This window comes from Mycolicibacterium parafortuitum (genome assembly GCF_010725485.1).
Classification (GTDB): domain Bacteria; phylum Actinomycetota; class Actinomycetes; order Mycobacteriales; family Mycobacteriaceae; genus Mycobacterium.
In genome coordinates this window covers 5,518,356-5,538,048 of sequence record NZ_AP022598.1, presented here as the reverse complement: position 1 = coordinate 5,538,048, position 19,693 = coordinate 5,518,356, and the positions used below count along the sequence as shown (strand labels likewise).

Genomic DNA, 19,693 nt, shown 5'->3' with positions numbered 1-19,693 from the left:
AGAATCAGACCGTCGCCGGCGAACCGAATATCGTCGAGCTGACGATCGGCGCCATCGGGCCACCGATGAGCAGCGAGATATCGGCGCCGGGAACCGGATTGGCCGAGTCGCCCCGGATCTGGCGCACCGCCTCCAGCACCAACCCCATGCCGTGGACGAAGCCCTCGGCGATGTTGCCGCCCGAGGTGTTGATGGGCAGACTGCCGCCGGGCAGCGTGAGGTTCTCGACGGTGAGGATCTCACCGGCGGCGGGTCCGGGCGGGCAGAGGCCATGGTCGATCATTGCAGCCACCGCGGGCCCGGTGAAATTCTCGTAGACCTGGGTCACGTCGACGTCGTCCGGACCGACACCCGCGCCGTTCCACAGGCGCTGGACCAGCTCAGGGTGGAATCCGGCCGAGGTGTAGTTCTGCTCGTTCTCGACCGATTCGGTCCACCCTGCCGCGGCGCCTTGGGCTCCGGCGAGGATCACCGCGGGCGTGGTCTTGTAATCGCCGACGCGATCGGAGCTGACCACCAGGATGGCCGCCGCGCCGTCGTTCTCCCGTGAGCAGTCGTAGAGACGCAGCGGATCGGAGATGGGCCGGCAACTCTGGTAGGCGTCATGGTCGATCGGCTTGCCGTAGGCGACGGCGTCCGGATTGTTCTGAGCGTGGTGGTATCCCGCGAGCGCGATCGCCTCCATCGTGGACGCCGGGACGCCGTCGACCTCGAGGAGACGCTGCGTGCGCAGCGCGCAGATCTGCGGCGGGGTCAGGATGCCGTGTGCGGTGTACAGCGATCCCAGGTGCCCCTTGGAGAAGGCCCGACGTCCGTCGTCGGCCTCGTTGAGCGCTCGATAGACGGCCACACACTCGGCCTGTCCGCTGTAGACCGCGGCGGCCGCGGCGTTGACCGCGGCGGCGATACCGCCACCGCCACCTCCCCAGACCTGCGTGGACCAACGCACCTCGTGTACGCCGAGCGCCGCGGCGACCCCGAGGCCCGCGTTGGCGTCGTCGCCGTAGGACACGAAACCGTCGACCGAGCGTGGGTCAGCGCCGGCGTCCTCGCAGGCGCGCAGGATCGCCTGCAGCACCAGCTGTGCCGAGCTCAACGGACTGGTGCCGCGCTTGTAGTACTCGGTGGTGCCGATACCGACGACAGCTGTGGCGCCGCGGAATCCGATCACGACGCCTGTCCTTCCAGATGCCACCGCATCAGTGGCCAATGCTCGTCGTCGGGTGGTTGTTGGATCTCACCACACACGCTGCTCCCGATCCGCGGCGTGACGCCGTCGGCGTCGGCGAGCACTCCCAGCACCCGTCGGCCGCCGGCTCCCGGCAGTTCGACCAGCACGACCACGTAGGGCAGGTGCCCGGTGGCTTCCTTGGTGAACGGCTGCCACGTGCGTGTCCAGGAGTACACGGTGCCGACGGGATCGACCGGCTCCCAGCTCATCTCGAAACAGTGGCAAATCGGGCAGATCGGCCGCGGCGACCACACCCAGGTGCGGCAGGAAGAACAGCGCTGCAGCAGCAGCTTTCCGTCGCGCAGCCCGTCCCAGTGCGGCGCGTCCAGGCCGTCCGGCGACGGGCCGGTGAGATCCATCCACGGGGGAGTGGCGGGGATGTTGCGCACGCTGAACGTGCGCCACGTGCCCTCGCCGTCGCGGATCCACCGGCTGCGCAACTCGAACCACTCGTCGTCGGGCTTGGTGTAGCGGATCACCGCGTCGAAGAACCCGTCTCCGACGTCGGTGATCGACTGCACGTCAGCGCTTTTCAGCGATGCGGGCACATCGGCCGAGCCGATCAACTGACCCACCCGGTCGGGTAAGAAGTCGGCCAGTACCGCGGGATGATCCCCAGCGGCAACCGCTTTGCCATGGGCCTCAACGACACTGGCCAAATCTGAGGGCACCGATGTGTCGGTGCTTGTCGTCATGAATGATCACCTATCTGGTAGCACACGTCGGTGCGGTCATGTTGGAAGCCGACCAGTCGGCAGGCGTTGACCAGCCGGCTGTCACCGGAGTCGACGTGCACGATCAGGCCGGTCAGGCCGCGCTCATGAGCGATCGCGGCGGCGCCGTCGAGCAGGCGGCGCAGGTCCGCGGGATCTGCACCGGGGGCGCTGAGCAGCTCGGTGGCCGTAGCGCATGCGCCGAATTCCTCCGAGGTGCGTGGAGCGAAGTCCAGTGCGACCAGTCCGCTGACACACCCGCCGAGGCGGAGCGCGTAGATCCCGTCGGTCGCGATCAGCGAACGAGTCCACTCCAGATGGTTCACCGACGCCGGGTCGACGGGCTCGAGGACCGGCGAACCCGCGACGAGGTGAGGCGTGCATGCGCGGATCAGTTTCCAGATCCGCCGGGTACGCGGGATCAGGAACCGGTTGCTCAGCCGTCCCGTGGCGGGATGGTTGCCCCGGGCCCACGCCGTGATGCTCCGTGCGCCGGTACCCAGCCACCCGTCGGGGGCACCGGTGTCCAGTCCGACCTGTTCGACGAACAGGGTGGTGATGCCGATCGAACGGAAGCGGGGATCCACCACCAGATGTGCCTTCGCGGCACCGTCTTCGCCGATCTCCAGGCGCAGCAGCGCGGCGATCCGCTCGGGCTCGTCGGGGGCGGCCATCGCGGTGGCGTACGGCAACATCCAGATCAGCAGGTGCTTGACCTGCCGGTCACGGCTGTCCAGTGCCGCCTGCACGTTGTCGAAGTCGATTGTGCTGTATTCGGGTTCGGCGTCGTAGGTCGCCGCGCGTGCCAGCATGTCTGCCAGCTCGGCGGCCTCCTGCGGGTCGAGCTCGGTACGCCACTCGTACTTGATCACCGCGCGGTCACTCCGCGGCCGCTCGCCCCTCGGCGAGCAGCTTCTTGGTCTCGCGGCGGAAGACCTGGTTGCCGGTTTCATTGCGGCCCAACAGCATCTTGCCCGCGTCGGCGCTGCCCATCCCTGTCTGCGAGTTGCGCAGCAGCGGGAAGTCCTCGTTGTGCAGCACCGCGAGCAGGATCTCCCAGTTCTTCTCCCAGCGCTTGTTCCAGTGCTCCTCGGTCATGACGGACTTCTCCAGCGGCGGCACCATCAGGCGCTGCTCCATGAACGATCGCTCCGGATTCGTGGGATGCGGGCGGAAGGTCAGCAGCTGGAAGTGATCCGGCTGCCTCAGAAACGTGCTGTTCGGCAGCAGGAAGTGCGTCTCGGTGACATAGGGATCCAGCGGGGTGTCACCGGGATCCTCTTCAAGCCAGCGGTCGATCGACTTGCGCGGCGCGATGAACCGGAAGTGCCTGCCGAAGTCCTCGAACGCCATCACGTTGGTGTGGATCACCTTGCCCGCGGTGTTCGGGTGCGCGTACTGGATGTGGTAGCCGTCCAGGAACGCGTCCTGCATGATCTTCCAGTTGGTGGGTTCCTCGAAGCTCGCCGCCCGGAAGCACACCAGCTTGTCGATCTGGTAGCCGGCCAGGATCCCGTCCATCTCGGGCCCGAGCCACGACGCGACGTCGATCTCGGCATCGGCGTTGTCCACCACCCAGATGAAGCCGTGGCGCTCCTCGCACGGAATCTCGACGAGGCCGAACTTCTCGCGGTCGATCTCGCCGAACGTGTTGTCGCGCGTGATCATTCGCAGCTTGCCGTCGGGATCGTAGGACCACCGGTGGTAGGCGCAGGAGAAGAACCGGCACCGGCCCTTCTCCTGCGGCTCCAGCAGCGCGCCGCGATGCCGGCACAGGTTGACGAACGTCTTGACCGAGCCGTCCTTCTGGCGCACCGCGATGATGTTGTTGCGCGGCATCGTGACGGTGATGAAGTCGTACGGCTTGGCGATCTCGCTGCTGTGCGCGATGATCGACGGCACCCGGCCGAAGATGAAGTCGCGCTCCTGCTGTGCGAGCACCGGATCGGTGAACTCGCGCGCCTCGAAGTCGACGACCTCGTCGAACCTGTCGGTGGTGTCGTTGCGCAACAACTCGATGGCGCGGCGGATCCGGTCCTGCCGCGGCAACGACGTCGTCATGTCATCACTTCCCTTCCGGGGTGAACTGGATGGGCATCCGATGGCAGCCGCGCACCTGGGTGGAGTGCCACACCGGCGGATCGCCCTCGACCAGGCGGTAGTCGGGGATGCGGCGGTGCAATTCCTCGAGCGCGATCGTCAGTTCGATCCGGCCGAGATGCGAACCGAGACAACGATGAACACCCGCACCGAACGACAGGTGCCGGTTCGGGTGGCGGTTGATGTCCAGGGTGTGCGGATCGGCGAACTGCGTGAGATCCCGGTTCGCGCCGCACAGCATCAGGATCAACTGGTCGTCCTTGGCGATCTGCACGCCGCCGATCTCGACGTCGCGGGTGGCGCGGCGGCCGGGAATCACGGCGGCCTCGATGCGCAGGATCTCCTCGACGGCCTTCGGGATCAGCGTCGGGTCGGCGATCAGCGCGGCGCGCTGGTCGGGATTGCGCGACAGGTGCCACACGGTCCACGCCAGCGAACCCTGCACCGTGTGCAGACCACCCATCAACAGCAGGAAGAACATCCGGAACAGTTCTTCGTCATTGAGCAGCCGCTTGCCGTCGTCGAATTCGACCTCGGTGTTGATCAGTTTGGAGGTGGCGTCCTCACCGGGGTTGGCGCGGCGCTCGGCGATGACGTTGTTGAAGTAGCCCGCGACCGTCATCGCGGCCATCATCATCACCTGGTCGGACTCTTCCTTGGTGCCGCCGGGCTTTCCGAACAGGACCGCGTCGGTGGCCTCGGTGAACATCGGGGCGTCGGCCACCGGCCAGTCCATCAGTGACAGGAACACGCGGGCCGGCAGCTCGTGGGCGAAGGCCGAGATGAATTCGGCCTCGCCTTTCGATGCGAACTGGTCGATGAGATCGTTGACCTGATCACGGATGTCGTCGCCGAGCTTCTTCATCCGCTGCGGGCTGAACAGTGGCTGCAGCGCGTGCCGGTAGGCGGTGTGCTCCGGCGGATCCAGTTCCAACGGGATGAAGCGGCCGAAGTCGGCGGGTGTCACCAGGTTGTTCGGGTAGCTGGAGAACGTCTCGGCGTCGGTGAGGATCTGGTGGATCTCGTCGTAGTGGGTGACGATCCAGTGCCCGCCGTGAGCGGTCGAATAGACGATCGGGCCCTTGGCGGCCAGTTCGGCGACTCGTTCCGGCATGACGTCGACGGGGCTGGCGAGCGCTTCGTCGTAGACGTCGAAGTCGACGGTCAGCGCGGCGGGTGCGGGTCCAGTGGTGGTCGGTTCGATGGTGGGCATGGTGTGCTCCTCGCGGTCCTCAGTTGACGGCTTCGGGATTGAGGTCCTCTTCGAACCACATACCGACGCGCGCCAGGGTGCCGCCGTCGGCGGATCCGATCGTGGCGCCGGAGATGTACGCCGAGTCGTCGGAGACGAGGAACAGGGCGACCTTCGCGTTGTCCGACAGAGACGGCGGGCGCTGCAGTTTCAGCGGAATGGGAGACACCGTGGGGTTCCACGGGCCTGCCACCTCTTCGTACGACTGTCCGACGACGGGGGTGCCCGGCGGCATCAGGAAGTTCGGGGACATGCCGTGGGTGGGGGCGATGGCGTTGACGCGGATGCCGAAGCGGCCCAGGTCCAGGCTCAGGCCCCGGACCAGGCCGTTGACGCCGGCCTTGGTGGCCGAGTACATCGCGATGTTGTGGTAGGCCACAAAGGAAGCCGCCGACGAGGTGGCCAGAATCGTGCCGCCGCCGTTGGCCTTGAGGTGGGGGACAGCGGCCTGCGCCGTGTAGACGACGCCGGACAGGTTGACACCCAGCACGTGCTGCCAGTCGGCGTCGGTCAAATCCTCGAACGCGACGAACTCACCGCCCGCCACCGTCGGAACGCCGCCGCGCGAGACGATTCCCGCGTTGGCCCAAGCGATGTCGAGCTTGCCGAACTCTTTGACCGTCGCATCGACGGCGGCGGTGATCTGATCGCGCTGCGCCACATCGGCGGTCAGTGCGATGGCTTCCCCGCCCTGTTCCTGCACGAGCTTGAGGGTCTGCTCGGCGCGGTCGGTGTCGATGTCGACGATGGCGACCTTGGCGCCTTCGGCGGAGAACAGCTGCGAGCAGTGGCGGCCCAGGCCGGAACCGGCACCGGTGATCAACGCGACTTTGTCCTTGAGCTTCATGCTTCTCCTTTGAAGGATGGTTCGAGGTACAGGGCGGCCGATCGTCGGTGCCCGGGCTGTTGGCGTGGCGGTGTGTGTGACGCGTGCCACCCTGGCGCTAAACCTTACGACAATAGGTATAAGAGGTCAACGGCGGATCAGTCCTCGTCGAGGATCAGCGCAAGCTCGGGGCACGCCGCGACGCCCGCGCGCACCGTCTGCTCGTCGGCGGGGTCGACGGCGTGGGGCTCGAGGATCGAGTAGCCCTCGTCGTCGATCGGGAACAGGTCGGGGTCCGCTCCGTAGCACAGCGCGTGGCCGGCGCACTTCTCGCGTTGCAGGCGAATCCTCATCCGGGGTGACCTCTCGTATTCTGCGAAATAACCTACTGTCTTTAGGCTAACTGGACTATAGGGCTCCGGCCGTCGGTGGTCCAGCGTCGCGGCCGGTGCGATTCCGGCCGGGCCCGCCATTGCGGAGACCGGGAAGTAAATCTTATGGTGATAGATAAAGGTCCCCCGTGGTTCCCGATCGAGGAGATGCGATGACGCTCGACCACGCTGCGATGGCCGGTCGGCCCGATGGCTCTGACCCGGACAACCGCCGCATCACCGTGCGGTGTCCGGCCGACGGCCAGGTGGTGGGCGAGGTCGAGGTGGCCGGCGCCGACGAGGTCGCGAGCGTCTGTGAGCAGTTGCGCGCCGCCCAGCCCGCGTGGGAGGCGCTCGGTCCGCGGGAGCGCAGCGCCCATCTGCTGCGCTGGCTGGACTGGCTGCTGGACAACGAGCGGCGGCTGCTGACCCTGGTGCAGCGTGAGACCGGCAAGTCCTGGGCCGACGCGTCGCTGGAGATGTCTGTCGCCGTGGACGTGATCAACTACTTCACCTCCAACGCGGAGGTCTTCCTGCAGGACCGCAACGTCAAGCCCGCCGGCCCGGCCAACGCCGTGCGCCGCCTGCGGGTCCAGGCCCGCCCGTATCAGCTCGTCGGTTTGATCACCCCGTGGAACGGTCCGTTGGCCGGTCCGATGATGGATGTGGTCGGGGCGTTGGTGGCGGGTGCCGCCGTGGTGTCCAAGCCGTCCGAGGTGACGCCGTTGACGTGGCGCGAGGTGGTGCGGGGTTGGCGAGAGGAGATCGGCGCCCCGCCGGTGCTGGCGGCGGTCACCGGTGACGGTGCGACCGGTCAGGCCGTCGTCGACGCGGTGGACATGGTGATGTTCACCGGCTCGGTGCGTACCGGCCGGGCCATCGCGGTGCGCTGTGCGCAGCGGTTGATCCCGTGCAGTCTGGAACTCGGCGGCAAGGACGCGATGATCGTGCTCGCCGACGCGGATCTCGAGCGCGCTGCGAAAGCCGCTGTCTGGGGTGGGATGACCAATTCCGGGCAGGCATGTATCAGTGTCGAGCGGGTGTATGTCGAATCGCCGGTCTACGACCGGTTCGTGGAATTGGTCACCGATCAGGTCGCGGCGTTGCGCCAGGGCACCGACACCCCCGGCAGCTACACCACCGACATCGGTGCGATGGTCACCGGCGCGCAGCTCGACATCGTCGCCGACCACGTCGCCGACGCGGTGGCCAACGGCGCCCGCGTGCTGACGGGAGGCCAACGCGCAGAGGGCAACTGCTTCCAGCCGACGGTGCTCGTCGACGTCGACCACAGCATGCGGTGTATGCGGGAGGAGACGTTCGGGCCGACCCTGCCGATCATGCGGGTCGCCGACGAGGACGAGGCGATCGCACTGGCCAACGATTCCGAGTACGGGCTCAGCTCCAGCCTGTGGACCAGCGATCGGGCCAGGGCCGACCGGCTCTCACGCCGCATCGAGGCGGGTTCGGTGTCGGTCAACAACGCCTTGGTGGCGACCTTCCAGCTGCCGATTCCGATGGGCGGCTGGAAGAGTTCCGGGATGGGTGCGCGATTCGGTGGCGCGCACGGCGTCTTGAAGTACTGCAGGCAGCAGTCGGTGGTGGAGGAGAAGTTCTCGCTGAAGTCGGAGCCGCTGTGGTACCCGGTGGTGCCGGCGAAGTCCCGATTCATGTCCAGGGCCGTGCGCTTCCTGGGTGCGCACGACTGGCGCCGGAAGCTGGGACTGCGTGGCCGGGGCTGAGGTACACCCCGGTAGGGCTTGCCGACCCTATACTGGCCGAATGTGCTGTGGCCGGAACCGCGTCGGCAGACGGGGGGCTTTCTGACATGGCTCGTCCGTCGAAGCCGCTGATCAGCAAGACCGCGGCTGTCGAGGCGTCGATCGAGATCATCGACGCCGAAGGGATCAACGCGTTCAGCCTTCCGAAACTGGCCGCGCACATGGGAGTGCGCGCTCCGTCGCTGTATCACCACTTCGCCGACAAGAACGAGATCATGACGGCGATCGCCCGGCACATCGCGGGCAAATCGGTGATCAAGCCGCGGCGGACCCCGGGACCGGACTGGCCCGAGTACTTCGTCAGCCTGGCGCTGAACTTCCGCCAGTCGGTGCTGCGGCACCGCAACGCCGCGACAGTGCTCATCGAGCACCTGCCGAGGGAGACGCTGGTCGGCAGCTTCGAGGACGCCGCCCGCTTCCTGCGCGATTCGGGGGTGCCGACGCATCTGCACGTGCAGATCCTCGACGGTATGGAGACGCTGTGCATAGGCGCGGTGCTCGCCGAGGCCGCCCGCAGGCCGCGTGGCCGCTACGCGCTGTTCCCGCCCGTCGACGCCGACCAATATCCCTATCTGACCGAGGCCCTGGAGCAGAACGAGTTCTCGGTCAAGGAACTGTTCGCCGCGCGGATCCGGAACTTCCTCTACGGCGTGATCCTCAGCGACGGCGGGATGCCCGCGATCGAAACCTCCTCTGCCTGACCGACCTACTTGGATCAGGCCGGGGTCGGGCGCCCGTATACCGCGACCACCACGCTGCGGTCCGGACTGTTCTCCGACCAGACCCCGATCTCGGTGTGGGCGCAGTCGGCCATCACGGCGTAGCTGACCGGGTCGAAATACCACTGGCGCAGGATCTCCAGGCCGTTGATGGCCAGCGCGGGGTTGATCGCGACGGTCTGTGCGACGACCCCGGTATAGCCCGCGGCACTGGCCCGGTCCTGGGCGGTGGATCCGTCGGAGCCCAGGTCGCCGTGCAGGTTGCGGTTGGCCAGGACATCCCGGGCATGCCATTCGGCCGCGAGTTGGAGCCGGGGGTTCTTCTTGACGTCGTTGGTGCAGCCTGCCTGGTGCTGCAGTGTGTAGACGTTGGTCACCACGCTGTCGTTGAGGCGTTTGTTGTCGGCGGCGGCCGGCGCTGAGACCGCCAGTATCGTCAGCGTGACCGCCGTACCTACCGTGAGTACGGAAAACCGTTGGGGCATCGGGTATTCACCACCTGTCGCGTGTTCACGGGCCGTAGGGGGCGGTCAGCATGCCCTGCCACGATCTGTCTCCGGCCGTGGTGGCGAGGTCGGCCTGCTGGTGGACCTGCCCGTCCGGTGCGAGGTACTTGCCGGTCGCGGGGTCGTAGAACGCGGTGCCGATCGCCGCGGGTGCCGCATCCGTGGGTGCCGCCGCCGGGGTTGCCGGCGGGCGCTGCGGCACGTCCTGGCCGGACAGCGTCGCGTTCGGATCGCCTTTCCAGTTGAACCCGTCGTTGAGCGGGACGTACTCGTCGTCGCTGCGGCACATCTTGGCGGTGGGCGCGCGCTTTCCCGGCTTCATCATGCAGGGCAGGTTTCGGGCGCCGCGCACGGCCATCCACGAGTCCTGGGGGATGCGGCAGTACAGATCGTCGACCGGCCGATCGGGGGAGTCCACCATCGACGGGATGCGTTGTTGCTGTGCGGGAAGGTAACCGGTGGTGCACGGCGGAGGCAGGTTCAGGTTCAGGTTGAACGACAGCACCAGACCGGGGTGCTTGCTGTCCCGGTTGGCCACCGTGCCACCGGCCATCACCTGCACACCCATCGGGATCAGCACCAGAAGCTGTTCGATGCCGGGGTGGTAGGTGAGCGCCAGGTGACCGATGCCCGCAAGGTTGGACATCAGGACGGGCAGCGTGGGCCGCACCAGGTCGATGAGCTGCCTGGCCTCGTCGGCGGCCCGCGGACCGTCGCGCAGGATGCCTGCGACCGCGCTGTCGTTGTCCCTCACCTGACGGGTCAGGTCGGCGACGTCGGCCGCCCACGACTGGATGTCGGCGGCGGTGTCGCCTTGGGAGTCCATCAGGGGGCCGGACTTCTCGATCAGATCGATGATCGGGCCGATGTTCGCGCCCGCGTCGATCGCGAGTTCGGTGGAGCCGTCCACCAGCCGGGACAGTTCGGGGCCCAGACCCCCGACGGCCGTGTAGCTTTCGTCGATCACCGTTTTGAGACTCTCGCGCGGGATCGCCTGCAGGCCGCGGTCCGTCGCGTCGAGCAGTTCGCCGATGTCCGGCGGAACCGAGGTGTCCGCTGAGGCGATGACATCGCCGTCGCGCAGCGGCGGGGCGTCGGCGCTGCGCGGGATCAGCGCGACGTACTGTTCGCCGATCGCCGATGTGGAGTGCACTTGCGCCTCAAGGTCCGACGGGATCGTGACACCGGAGCGCAACGTCAGCTGCGCCTCGACCCCGTTCGGGGTGAGCCGCACGGCGGTGACCCTGCCGACCTCCGTACCGCGGTAGGTGACGTTCGCGGTGTCGTACAGTCCGCCTGCCCGGGGCAGCTGCATCGTCACGGTGTAGTGCCCGATACCGAGCATCGCGGGGACCTTGATGTAGCCGAACAACATCACGAAGCCCGCCACCACCGCCACCGTCGCGAAGATGGACAACTGGATCTTGATCCCTCTGGTCAGCCTCATGTCAGCGCCCCTGATCCAGCCGGTACGGCGCCACAAGGGGATTGCCCGCGGTGTACGGGCTGGGCAGCTGACCGATGGTGCGGCCCCACTGCATCTCCAGTTCGGTCAGGTCGCCCTCCCACCGCGTCCCGGTGAACAGGGTGTTGTCGATGCGGCTCAGCGTCAGGTCGAGGATCGCGGTGATGTTCGCGTAGTCACCGCGGATCCAGTTGTCCAGCGGGCCCTTCGGCCAGGGGAACGTCCCGATGAAGTCCAGGGAGCGGGCCAGGGCAGGACCTGTGTCGGCCAGCGACTGCAGGACCGGACCGAGGTGTTCGAGCTCCTTGACGAGGTTCTCCTTGCTCCTGGTGACGGTGTCGGTGGTCAGTGCGCTGAACTTTCTCAGTGCGTCGGCCACCTCGACGAGGTGGTCGCGCTGTTCCGCGAGTACCCGCAGTGCGTCGGGGATGGTGCGGATCGCCTTGTCCAGTACCGGTTTCTGGTCGGCGACCTGTCCGACCAGACTGTTGAAGCTCTCGGTGGCGGAGAGGATGTCGCCGGTCTGCGCATCGAGGCGCCCGGCGAACTCGTCGAGCCCGCCGATCAGACTCCGCAGGTCGGCCTCGCGGTTGGCCAGCGCGTTGGCGAAAGCCACGGTGATGTCCTGCATCTCACCGATCCCGCCACCGTTGAGCACCAGCGACGTCGCCGACAGCGTCTGGTCGGTGCCCGGATAGGAGCCCGCCCGGTCCAGCGGGATGAGGGAACCGTCGGCAAGCCTGCCGCGCGGCGGTTCGTCGGTGGGCGGTGCGAGCTCCAGGTGCAGGGAACCCAGAAGGCTGGTCTGGCCGACCTTGGCGGTCGAGTTGGCAGGCAGGTCGACGTCGGCGTCGAGCGTCATGGTGACCAGCGCATGCCAGTCCTGACGATCGATCCTGGTGATCGTCCCGACGTTCGCGTCACCGACCCGAACGCGGGAGTTCTGCTGGATGTAACCGACATCGGGGAGTTGCGCCTGCACGACGAACGAGCCGGGACCGCCGCCCGCCGTGCCCGGCATCGGCAGCGAGTTCAGCCCGCGCCATTCGCATCCCGACGTGCCCGCGGCGACGACGGCGAGGACGACGGCGACAGCAGGGGCCACGGTGACCCGGTGCCGGCGCGGTACCCGGGTCACGATCCTGCGCCCGGGATCATCATGCCCGGCAGCCCCGCCGCCGGGTCGGTCTGCTCTGCGGGCGGCGTCGGCCGGAAATCCGGCCGCAACCGGTCCTCGGAGTAGGTGAGTTCGTTGGGCCGTGCGCTTTCGCCGACGACGTAGTTGGCGCCGAGCGGAGGGAAGTTCCACTGCCGGTTCTTCACGATCGGGGCCAGGTACTGCACGCACAGCTTCGCCGCCTGCTCGCTGTTCAGTCGCGACGCCGCCTGGATTCCACCGCACAGGAACGAGATCGGATTCGCGAAGTTCTGCATCGTGAGCGCACCGGTGATGCCCTGTTGCGTAGGCTGGTAGATGTTGACGAAGTTCTGCAACGTGTTCGGGAACAGGTGCAACGCCTGCTCGACGTCGTCGATGCTCTCGTTCACCGCGGTGGTGACCGATGCGAGCTGCGCGGTGGCGGTGCCGATCGACTCTTTGTTCTCGGCGATGAAGGCCGTGGTCTCGCCGACGATGTCGTTGACGTCGGAGAGTGCGTCGCCCACGGCGCCGGGGGTGGAACTGACGGCCGCGGTCGCGGCGGCGAAGTTGCCGTTGAGCGCGCGGAGCAGCGCGGAGCTGTCCTGGAGCGCGTTGACCACCACCGACAGGTTCTTGATGGTCGAGAACATGTCGTCGCTGTGGTCCCCGAGCGCCGAGAACGCCTGCGACATGGTCAGGATCGTGTTCCGCATGTCCGGTCCCTGACCGCGCATGTTGTCCGCCGCGGTGTCGATGAACGCGCCCAGCGTGCTCACCCCGCCGGGCTCGATCGGCTGCAACGCCGCGGTCAGTTCGGCGAGTTGTTCGCGCAGATCGTCCCATTCCATCGGAACCGCCGTGCGATTCAGTGGGATGACGTCGCCGTCGGCCAGCGCGGGTCCGCCGGTGTAGGCGGGGGTGAGCTGAATGGCCCGGGCCGTGACCAATTGCGGTGCGATGATCGCGGCACGGGCCTCGGCGGGCACCCGGTATCTGTCGTCCACCCAGAACGTGATCTTGACCCGCTCGGGCTCCGGTTCGATCTCGGTGATGCGGCCCACGCGCACACCGAGGATGCGGATCTCGTCATCGGTGAACAGCCCGTTGCTGTTGTCGAAGTACGCCACCAGATAGGTGCGGTGCAGCGCGCCGATCAGACCTGCCTGCACGGCGATCCCGGCGCCCAGCAGCAGTGCGAAGCAGAAGGCCAACGCGGGCCGCCACATTCGTGACCTCATCGATGCCCTCCGTCGGTGGGTTGCGCGTGTGCCGGCGGTCCGGGCGGAGGACCACCGGGAGGCGGCGCGGGCAACGGCTCGCGGTACGGGTAGCAGCCCGGACCGGGCGCCGGGGCACCGGCAGGACCGCACGGTTGATCTCCGGGATTTCCGGTGATGGCGTCCGCGACCGTCATCCGAGGGGGACCGCCCTGGCCGGTCCGCGGGAACGGCACCGGCATCGGCGGGGTCGCCTGCTGGCCGGTCTGCGGATCGGTCCGTTCGGACGGCAACAGCACGTTCGGGTCGAGCCCGAGGTCGGAGAACGCGGAGTCGATGAACGGCTGGATGAACTGCCCGGGAAGCAGGTTGGCGATGTAGGCCTTGAAGAACGGGCCGGAAGCGACCGACTCACCCAGCGACATGGCGTACTGGTTCAGGTATTTGATGGCCTGCTGAAGCCCGGCCTTGTGTTTGTCGACGATGGACAGCACCACGTTGAGCTTGTCCAGGGTGGGTTTGAGCTGGGCGCGGTTGTCGTCGATGAATCCGCGGATCTGGTGCGCCAGCGCCGACAGGTTGGTCGAGATCTGTGCCAGCGCGTCGTTCCGGGTGCGTAGTTCGGCGAGCAGCGCGTTGCTGTTGGACACCAGTGCGGCGATGTCGGCGGCACGCTCGGACAGCACCGTGCTGGCGGTGCTGGCGTCGGCCAACAGGTTTCGCAACGCGGCGTCGCGGGTGCTCAACGTCTCGGAGAACCGGCCCACGCTGTCGACGGCGGCGCGCAGCTGCGGCGGGGTGTCCTTGAAGGTCTCGGCCAGGGTGGCCAGTGAGCCGGACACGGTGTCGGTGTCGAGTTCCTCGATCGTGGCCGTCAGGTCTCCGAGGGCATCGGGCAGCTGGTACGGGGCCTTGGTGCGGTCGACCGGGATCGCCGCACTCAGATGTCCGTCGCCACGCGGCGTGACCTCCAGGACCTTGGCGCCCAGCAGGCTCTTGGTGCGGATGTTGGCTTCGGTTTGCTCACCGAGCCGGACGTCGTCCTCGACGTCGAAGGTGATCAGTACGCGGTCTCCGTCGAGGTCCACGGAGGACACCTCGCCGACCTGGTAGCCGGCCACCTGCACGGCGGCTCCCGCCTGAAGGCCACCGGCCTCGCTGAAATAGGCTGCGTAACCCCGTGACCCGCCGAAGAACGGCAGGTTGTCGTATTGCAGTGCGGCCAGCACGGTGCCGGCGAGGGTGAGTACGCCGATCCCGCCGATGACCACCGGGTTGCGCTCGGAGAACGATTTCACTTCGGCTCACACCGTCCCGAGTCCTGGCCCGCGAGTTTCACGTAGACCGGTTGTCCGCCTTTGCCGTTGACCTTCAGGACCAGATCACACAGGTAGAAGGTGAAGAAGTCACCCATGATCCCGAGGCGGCTGAGCGTCTTGTAGGACTGCGGGATCGTCCGCAGGTAGTCGTCGACCCATTCGTGGTCGGCGGCCACGATCGAGGTGACCCGATCGGTCTGGGTGACGGTGTGTTTCAGCGGTTTCCGGGCCTGGCCGAGCATGTCGGCGATCGATGCGGCCGCGGCGTTGGTGTGCGCGACGGTGTCGGCGATGTCGCTGCGCCGCGCGGCCAGCCCGTCGATCAGTTGCGACATCGAGTCGACCGCCTTGGCGAACTGGGTGTGTTCCTCACCGAAGGTGCTCATCACCGCGGTGAGGTTGTCGATCACCTCGCCGATCAACTCGTCGCGGTCGGCGAGGGTGCCCGTAACCGACGCGGCCTGGCTCAGGAACGAGTTGATCGTCGCCCCTTCACCCTGGAAGGCCCCGATCAGCTGGCTCGACAGCGTGTTGACCTGCTGCGGATCCAGCGCCCGGAACAGCGGGCGGAATCCGCCGAGCAGGGTGTCGAGGTCCAGTGCGGGTTCGGTGTGGGAGACCGCGATGGTGCCGCCCGGGTCGAGGGGGTGCCGACTTGCGCCCGGTCCGTCGGTGAGCGCCAGGTAGCGGTCGCCGATGGGGTTCTCCCAGCGCACCGCCGCGCGGGTGGCCGACGTCAGCACCACGGTCGGATCCACGGTGAACTCGACCAGCGCGATCGAGTCGTCGGTGACCGAGATACCGCTGACCTTGCCGACTTCCACGCCGGCGATGCGGACGAAGTCGCCGTCGCCCAGGCCGCTGACGTCGGTGAACTCGGCCCGGAATGTCTGGGTTCCGGCGAACCGGTACTGCGAGAAGATCGCCAGCAGTGCGAACGTACCCACCAGGCAGACGATGACGAAGACCGCGAAGCTGATCGTGGCGCGGCGGAGATTGTCATTCATGCGCAGACCTCCTCCTTCGTGCTCACGGGGCCGGGGCCGTCGGTACCGGCGGCGGTGGTTCGGGCAGGCCGGGGTAGAGCGGCGTGCCGTCGGCGGCGTACCAGGGCGCGCCGTACGGAGGCCCACCGGGGTACGGGGGAGGGGGGCCGGGAGCGGGTCCGGGCATGCAGCGTCCGACGTGCGGGGGTTCGGGGACCGCGCGGGTGACGGGGAAGTAGTCGGCAGCGCATATCTGCCCGATCCCGGGATTCGGGCGCCAGTCCAGCCCAGACCCCCACCCGGTGTCGGTGATCAGTTGGCGGACAGGAAAGTTCTCGGCGACGTCGGGCAGCGATCCGCAGCCGGGCTTGCCGCCGGGCCCACCCTTGGCGGCGACCTTCGGCAGGTTTTTCGGGTACTCGTACAGGTCGTCGCCGAATGCGATGCCCGCATCCAGATAGACGGTGCGGCCGTTGCCGCCGAACCATTCGTTGCCGGCCTTGTCCAGGAAGATCTTCGCGCCCTCGATGGTGCAGGTGTATACGGGGTTGTACTTGAGAAGCAGTGCCGTGGTCGGCTCGAGGACGTTGACGGCTTCGACGAAGGTGTCGTGGTTTCCGGCCAGCAGATTGGTGCCGCTGTCGGCGAACCCGGTGACGTTGAGCAGCAGTGTGTCGAGGTCGTTCGCCTGTGCATTGATCGTGGTGGCGGTGGTGCTCGCCGCGTCGAGGGCCGCGAGGATGTCGGCGGCCGCGGGGCTGTATGCATCGCTGAAGCCGCGCAGCGAACGCCAGTCCGCGGCGACGATGTCCATCCGCGGATTCACCTCGCGCAGAACATGATCGGCTGCGGTGATGGCCTCACCCATTCGGTGACCCTTGCCGCGCACACCTTCGGCGACCGCCGAGAGGACCGCCTTGAGCTTGGGCACCTCGATCTGGTCGAGAATGCTGACCAGGCTGTCGAACACGGTGTTGACCTCGGTGCCGACGTTGCGTGACACCAGCACCGCACCCGCGGTCAGGCTGGCAGGGCTGGGCTCGTCGGGCACGACGAAGTCGACGTATTTGGCGCCGAACGCGGTGGTGGCCTTGATTTCCGGCTCCACGTTCTCCGGGATCATGCCGACCTGATCGGGGTAGAGCTCGAGCCGCAGGCTGACGTTCTGCCCACCCCCGGTGATGCCCGCGACCCGACCCACCTCGACCCCGCGCATCTTCACCTTCGCGCCGGACTCCATCACCAGGCCGGTGCGGTCGGAGGTCATGGTGACCGGAAGATTGTTCTGGAACGCTCCGGCGAACGACGCCGAGCACACCGCCACGAACACGGCGATCGCGGTGAACAGTCCCGCAGCCCACCACAGCGGGTGGATCCGGTCGATCCGCGGCCTCATCCCCATGGGCTAGCCCGACAGGTTGAAATTGCCGGACTGGCCGTAGATCGCCAGCGAGACGAACAGCACGACGAAGACGGCCGCGATCATCGAGGTGCGGACGGCGCGGCCGACGGCCTCGCCGACGCCGGCGGGCCCACCGGAGGCGTTGAAGCCGTAGTACGTGTGCACGAGCATGATGACGACGGCCATCAGCACCGCCTGAAAGAAGGACCAGATGATGTCGGCCGGGTTCAGGAATGTGTGGAAGTAGTGGTCGTACACGCCGCTGGACTGCCCGTAGATCACCGTCGTGCCGAACCGGGCCGCCAGGAACGCGGTGATCATCGCGACGCAGTACAGCGGCATCACGACGATCACACCGGCGATCACCCGGTTCGATGCCAGGTAGGCCACCGAACGCACGCCCATCACCTCGAGGGCGTCGATTTCTTCGTTGATCCGCATCGCCCCGAGCTGCGCGGTTGCGCCCGCACCGATGGTCGCGGCCAGCGCGATTCCCGCGATGACAGGGGCGATGAGCCGGACGTTGAAAAACGCCGATGCGAAGCCGGTCAGCGCCTCCACACCCACGTTGGCGAACTGGTTGTAGCCCTGCACCGCGACCAGTGCCCCGGTCGACAGCGTCAGGAATCCGACGATCACGACCGTCCCGCCGACGATCGCCAATGCCCCTGTGCCCAGGCTCATCTGAGCGATCAGGCGCACTGTCTCGCCCTTGTAGTGGACCAGGGCATCGCGGATACCGGCGATGGTGGTGAAGTAGAACTGGGACTGGGTGCCGATCCGGGTCAGGCCCTCGATGCGTTTGCCGTAGGCGCGGCGCCACCGCGGGTGCAGCCCGGCCGGGACGCCCGCGCTCACAGGGTCGCCTTCACGCCCACCGCCGTGGCGATGATGTTGATCGCGAACAGGGCCATGAAGGTGTACACGACGGTCTCGTTCACGGCGTTGCCGACCCCGGCCGGCCCGCCACGTACGGAAACGCCCTCGTAGCAGGCGATCAGCCCCGCGGCGAGCCCGAACAAGCTCGACTTGACCAAGGAGATCACCACATCGGGTGCCTTGGTGATGACGGTGAGCCCACCGACGAATGATCCGGGCGTGACGTGTTGGATGAAGACCGCGAAGATGAAACTCCCGATCAGCCCGACCAGGATCACGACCGACGACAACAGGGTGGCCACCACCGTCGCGGCCAACACCCGCGGAACCACCAGGGCTTGAATCGGGTTGACGCCCATGACTTTCAGCGCGTCGAGCTCTTCCCGGATGGTGCGCGCGCCGAGGTCGGCGCACATCGCGGTGGCGCCGGCGCCGGAGACCACCAGCACCGTGACCACCGGACCGATCTGGGTGACCGTTCCGTAGGCCGCCCCGGTGCCGGAGTAGTCGGCGGCGCCGAATTCGACCAACAGGATGTTGAAGGTGAAGACCATCAGCACCGTGAACGGGATGGCCAGCATCAATGTCGGCATCATCGACACGCGAGCGACGAACCAGGCCTGCAACAGGAATTCGCGCCAAGCGAACGGCCGACGGGGGATCAGCATCAGCACATCGAGTGCCATGGCGAAGAATCCGCCGAAGGCGCGCAACGGCTTCGCGGCGGGGGTGGCCGAAAACCGGCTGAGCCCGTCGTCGAGCCTGCTGGGGGGTGCCGCGCTGTCGGGCATCACCACATCCGTCTCCTCGGGCGGTGTCGGCGCGGACCGTGCGGGTGGGCACCAGGCTGCGGTGACGCGTCGCATCGTCCCACTCCGAGCATGGGATGCGCCTCCATCTGTCGAGCATGCGGTCGTACCCTCGGCCGTCGGTGGGCCGCGGGGAGCAGCGGAGCTGTCGTGTCCCGGGTATGGATACCGAGCTACTGTGATCCAGGCCACCGGGGTGCGCAAACCTTACCCCTATAGATATAGATGGGTCAATCACCGCGACACCCGCATCCGTGTGCCATGGCACGTGTGGCTGACCCGTGGTGATCGAGCGGATCGGTGTCCGTCGCTGTGGCTATCGGATCCGGGCCGAACGTGTTCGGGGTGCCGCGCGGAGGGGCCGGAGGTTCGAGGCAAGTCGTGCACATCGGCTGACACGGGCGATATCGGGCAGATCTGCTGGACTGCACCGATCATCGTGATGCGGTGGCGGGTCGCCGCCTGCGCCTCCTGCGAGATCGCCTCCTCGGCCGTCCCACCCGGCGGGGGTCGTGCGGTATGGCCGGGTTCTCTCTCCGGTGGTTGCTGTGCCCCTCGCGACCGGGGTTGGCACCGTCGGCGAAGCAGAGTACTTTCTGCGGCGAGATAAACCGTGCGTTTATAGGTTTTTTGTCAGTTTGACGGCGATACCGCCGACGGTCGGGAGGGGGCCACGTGACGCCATCACTGCGGCGACGCCGGATCTGCCGTGCGGCGGCCGTGCTGGGGGTGATCCTGTGCGGCGCGGTGAGCCCGGTTCCCGTCGCGCCCGCCCAACCGGTGCACGACCCGTGTCAGTTGGGCGTCACGTTCCTGTGCCACTTCATGCCGATCGCGCCGGAGTGGGAAGGCGACATCGACCTGACTCAGCACGCGCCCACCGACGCTGCCGCGGTGCGTCCCGACGAACGCAAGCCCGCGGACTATTGCTTCAACGGGTGCATCTGACGCTCGCCGACGAAAACGGGGCCCCTCC

The 19,693-nt window shown here is 67.3% G+C and carries 19 protein-coding genes; 3 read left to right on the top strand and 16 right to left on the bottom strand.

From position 1 onward, the window contains the following. Positions 1-4: 4 nt before the first annotated feature. From NTM_RS26140 to NTM_RS26110, 7 genes are all read right to left on the bottom strand, one after another. Entirely contained in the window at positions 5-1,171 is a 1,167-nt protein-coding gene (locus NTM_RS26140; RefSeq protein WP_163769022.1) for a thiolase C-terminal domain-containing protein, read from the bottom strand. Further along, entirely contained in the window at positions 1,168-1,926 is a 759-nt protein-coding gene (locus NTM_RS29075) for a Zn-ribbon domain-containing OB-fold protein (protein ID WP_104863766.1), read from the bottom strand. Before NTM_RS29075 ends, NTM_RS26140 begins: the two co-directional genes overlap by 4 nt. Further along, the gene (locus tag NTM_RS26130; protein WP_163769020.1) at positions 1,923-2,816 is read right to left on the bottom strand and encodes a hypothetical protein; all 894 of its coding nucleotides are present in this window, start codon (positions 2,814-2,816) and stop codon (positions 1,923-1,925) included. Before NTM_RS26130 ends, NTM_RS29075 begins: the two co-directional genes overlap by 4 nt. Positions 2,817-2,823: 7 nt before the next feature. Next, on the bottom strand, positions 2,824-4,005 hold the full coding sequence (locus tag NTM_RS26125; RefSeq protein WP_163769018.1) for an aromatic ring-hydroxylating oxygenase subunit alpha: 1,182 nt from the start codon (positions 4,003-4,005) through the stop codon (positions 2,824-2,826). Positions 4,006-4,009: 4 nt separating this feature from the next. Then, positions 4,010-5,257 carry a cytochrome P450 gene (locus NTM_RS26120; RefSeq protein WP_163769017.1) on the bottom strand — a complete coding sequence of 416 codons (1,248 nt, stop codon included), beginning with the start codon at positions 5,255-5,257 and terminating at the stop codon, positions 4,010-4,012. A gap of 19 nt (positions 5,258-5,276) precedes the next feature. Continuing rightward, positions 5,277-6,143, bottom strand: coding sequence for an SDR family NAD(P)-dependent oxidoreductase (locus NTM_RS26115; protein ID WP_104863770.1), 867 nt, complete (start codon positions 6,141-6,143; stop codon positions 5,277-5,279). A gap of 137 nt (positions 6,144-6,280) precedes the next feature. Beyond that, positions 6,281-6,475, bottom strand: a complete 195-nt coding sequence (locus NTM_RS26110) for a ferredoxin (protein ID WP_104863771.1) — start codon at positions 6,473-6,475, stop codon at positions 6,281-6,283. 212 nt (positions 6,476-6,687) lie between these two features. Between NTM_RS26110 and NTM_RS26105 the strand changes: the two genes are divergently transcribed. Beyond that, entirely contained in the window at positions 6,688-8,235 is a 1,548-nt protein-coding gene (locus tag NTM_RS26105) for an aldehyde dehydrogenase family protein (protein WP_163769637.1), read from the top strand. An 86-nt stretch (positions 8,236-8,321) separates the two neighbouring features. Further along, complete coding sequence (locus NTM_RS26100) at positions 8,322-8,975, top strand: TetR family transcriptional regulator (RefSeq protein ID WP_104863772.1); 654 nt, start codon at positions 8,322-8,324, stop codon at positions 8,973-8,975. A gap of 14 nt (positions 8,976-8,989) precedes the next feature. Here the strand turns inward: NTM_RS26100 and NTM_RS26095 are convergent, their stop codons facing one another. The 9 genes from NTM_RS26095 to NTM_RS26055 are packed head-to-tail and all read right to left on the bottom strand — an operon-like array spanning position 8,990 to position 18,699. Further along, positions 8,990-9,478, bottom strand: coding sequence for a CAP domain-containing protein (locus NTM_RS26095; RefSeq protein ID WP_163769015.1), 489 nt, complete (start codon positions 9,476-9,478; stop codon positions 8,990-8,992). A gap of 25 nt (positions 9,479-9,503) precedes the next feature. Next, positions 9,504-10,946 (bottom strand): MCE family protein, encoded by a 1,443-nt coding sequence (locus NTM_RS26090; RefSeq protein WP_163769013.1) that lies wholly within the window; start codon positions 10,944-10,946, stop codon positions 9,504-9,506. 1 nt (position 10,947) lies between these two features. Continuing rightward, positions 10,948-12,102, bottom strand: a complete 1,155-nt coding sequence (locus NTM_RS28925; RefSeq protein WP_163769011.1) for an MCE family protein — start codon at positions 12,100-12,102, stop codon at positions 10,948-10,950. After that, the gene (locus tag NTM_RS28920; RefSeq protein ID WP_163769009.1) at positions 12,099-13,343 is read right to left on the bottom strand and encodes an MCE family protein; all 1,245 of its coding nucleotides are present in this window, start codon (positions 13,341-13,343) and stop codon (positions 12,099-12,101) included. Before NTM_RS28920 ends, NTM_RS28925 begins: the two co-directional genes overlap by 4 nt. Next, complete coding sequence (locus NTM_RS26075) at positions 13,340-14,620, bottom strand: MCE family protein (protein WP_163769007.1); 1,281 nt, start codon at positions 14,618-14,620, stop codon at positions 13,340-13,342. Before NTM_RS26075 ends, NTM_RS28920 begins: the two co-directional genes overlap by 4 nt. Next, the gene (locus NTM_RS26070) at positions 14,617-15,648 is read right to left on the bottom strand and encodes an MCE family protein (protein WP_104863778.1); all 1,032 of its coding nucleotides are present in this window, start codon (positions 15,646-15,648) and stop codon (positions 14,617-14,619) included. The genes NTM_RS26075 and NTM_RS26070 overlap by 4 nt, the downstream gene beginning before the upstream one ends. Before the next feature lie 22 nt (positions 15,649-15,670). Further along, positions 15,671-17,023, bottom strand: a complete 1,353-nt coding sequence (locus NTM_RS26065) for an MCE family protein (RefSeq protein ID WP_318268582.1) — start codon at positions 17,021-17,023, stop codon at positions 15,671-15,673. A 9-nt stretch (positions 17,024-17,032) separates the two neighbouring features. Further along, positions 17,033-17,887, bottom strand: a complete 855-nt coding sequence (locus NTM_RS26060) for an ABC transporter permease (RefSeq protein ID WP_104863780.1) — start codon at positions 17,885-17,887, stop codon at positions 17,033-17,035. Next, a complete protein-coding gene (locus NTM_RS26055) occupies positions 17,884-18,699 on the bottom strand; it encodes an MlaE family ABC transporter permease (RefSeq protein WP_179964006.1) in 816 nt (271 codons plus the stop codon). Before NTM_RS26055 ends, NTM_RS26060 begins: the two co-directional genes overlap by 4 nt. A 693-nt stretch (positions 18,700-19,392) precedes the next feature. Here NTM_RS26055 and NTM_RS26050 point away from each other — a divergent pair. Beyond that, positions 19,393-19,665, top strand: a complete 273-nt coding sequence (locus NTM_RS26050; RefSeq protein ID WP_163769005.1) for a fibronectin-binding protein — start codon at positions 19,393-19,395, stop codon at positions 19,663-19,665. Positions 19,666-19,693 lie beyond the last annotated feature (28 nt).

Bases quoted from the DNA above. Each gene is read 5' to 3' on its own strand.
- NTM_RS29075 (WP_104863766.1), bottom strand. From the start codon at position 1,926: ATGACGACAAGCACCGACACATCGGTGCCCTCAGATTTGGCCAGTGTC.
- NTM_RS26090 (WP_163769013.1), bottom strand. From the start codon at position 10,946: ATGAGGCTGACCAGAGGGATCAAGATCCAGTTGTCCATCTTCGCGACG.
- NTM_RS26070 (WP_104863778.1), bottom strand. From the start codon at position 15,648: ATGAATGACAATCTCCGCCGCGCCACGATCAGCTTCGCGGTCTTCGTC.
- NTM_RS26065 (WP_318268582.1), bottom strand. From the start codon at position 17,023: ATGAGGCCGCGGATCGACCGGATCCACCCGCTGTGGTGGGCTGCGGGA.
- NTM_RS26120 (WP_163769017.1), bottom strand. From the start codon at position 5,257: ATGCCCACCATCGAACCGACCACCACTGGACCCGCACCCGCCGCGCTG.
- NTM_RS26100 (WP_104863772.1), top strand. From the start codon at position 8,322: ATGGCTCGTCCGTCGAAGCCGCTGATCAGCAAGACCGCGGCTGTCGAG.
- NTM_RS26125 (WP_163769018.1), bottom strand. From the start codon at position 4,005: ATGACGACGTCGTTGCCGCGGCAGGACCGGATCCGCCGCGCCATCGAG.
- NTM_RS26055 (WP_179964006.1), bottom strand. From the start codon at position 18,699: ATGCCCGACAGCGCGGCACCCCCCAGCAGGCTCGACGACGGGCTCAGC.
- NTM_RS26105 (WP_163769637.1), top strand. From the start codon at position 6,688: ATGGCCGGTCGGCCCGATGGCTCTGACCCGGACAACCGCCGCATCACC.
- NTM_RS26095 (WP_163769015.1), bottom strand. From the start codon at position 9,478: ATGCCCCAACGGTTTTCCGTACTCACGGTAGGTACGGCGGTCACGCTG.
- NTM_RS26110 (WP_104863771.1), bottom strand. From the start codon at position 6,475: ATGAGGATTCGCCTGCAACGCGAGAAGTGCGCCGGCCACGCGCTGTGC.
- NTM_RS26115 (WP_104863770.1), bottom strand. From the start codon at position 6,143: ATGAAGCTCAAGGACAAAGTCGCGTTGATCACCGGTGCCGGTTCCGGC.
- NTM_RS28920 (WP_163769009.1), bottom strand. From the start codon at position 13,343: ATGAGGTCACGAATGTGGCGGCCCGCGTTGGCCTTCTGCTTCGCACTG.